This window comes from Pseudonocardia nigra, assembly GCF_019396355.1.
Lineage (GTDB): Bacteria > Actinomycetota > Actinomycetes > Mycobacteriales > Pseudonocardiaceae > Pseudonocardia > Pseudonocardia nigra.
In genome coordinates this window covers 1-1079 of record NZ_JAHKRK010000496.1, presented here as the reverse complement: position 1 = coordinate 1079, position 1079 = coordinate 1, and the positions used below count along the sequence as shown (strand labels likewise).

Below are 1079 nucleotides of genomic sequence, written 5' to 3'. Positions count from 1 at the left end.
CGCCCGTCGCGGTCACGCTCGCGATCGCGGCCGGTGTTGCGTGGGCCCTGGCCGCTCCGCCGCGTGGGTGGTGGCCGTTGCTGCCGCTTGGGGTCGCCTCGCTGACGATCGCGCTGTACGGCAGGGGGCTGCGGGCGCGGCTGTTGCTCGGCGCAGTGACCGGCATCGTCCTCTACTCGTGGACGCTGGCGTGGCTGGCCGGTTTCGCCGTGCCGGGGTACATCGCCGTCGCGCTGCTCGAGGCCGCCATGCTCGCGCTCGTCGTCGGGCTCGTTCCCACCGCGCGTACCGGACGATGGTCGGGAGGGTGGTGGGGTCTGCCGGCGGCCTTGGTGCTGCTCGACGCGGCTCAGACCCGGTTCCCGTTCGACGGATTTCCGTTGCCCGCGCTGGTGCTCAGCCAGATCGATGGGCCCTTCGTGCTCGCTGCGCCACTGGGTGGTTCGCTGCTCGTCACCGCGCTCGCCGCGGCAGCGGGCGTGGGGCTCGCGGCGGTGTTCCTGGCTCGCGGGATGCGTCGGCTGGTGACGGTCGGCGCAGCCGCCGTCGTCATCGGGGCGCCGCTCGCCGCAGGCGCGGCGGTCACGACTGCCCCCGCCGGCAGTCTTGACGCGGCCGTCGTCCAGGGCGGTGGACCCCGCGGGCTACGAGCGGTTCACACGAATCCGCAGGACACCACCGATCGGCAGTTCGCCGTGGCCGAGCAGATCACCGCGTCTCCGGACCTGGTCCTGTTCCCGGAGGCAGTGATCAGCGTCGCCGGGGGCATCGCCGGCTCGGCAGCCGATGTTCGTGTTGCTGAGCTGGCCCGCTCGGTCGACGCGCCGGTCGTCGTCGGGATCGCCGAGTTGGAGGGTTCCGGATTCCGCAACGCGGCCGTCCTCTGGGGGCCGGACGGCGAGCGGATCGCCCGGTACGAGAAGGAACACCGCGTCCCGTTCGGGGAGTACATCCCCGGCCGCGCGCTGCTCGAGCGGCTCACCGATCTGACCGCGCTCGTCCCCCGCGACGCCATCGTCGGCGAGGGCGAGGCCCTCCTCGACTCGCCGGTGGGTCCGCTCGGGGTGGTGATCTCCTAC

At 73.1% G+C, this 1079-nt stretch carries 1 protein-coding gene; it reads left to right on the top strand.

The features are described from left to right. Positions 1 to 23: 23 nt before the first annotated feature. Positions 24 to 1079 (top strand): hypothetical protein (locus KME75_RS41850; RefSeq protein ID WP_308283535.1); only part of this gene is annotated, 1056 nt, incomplete at its 3' end.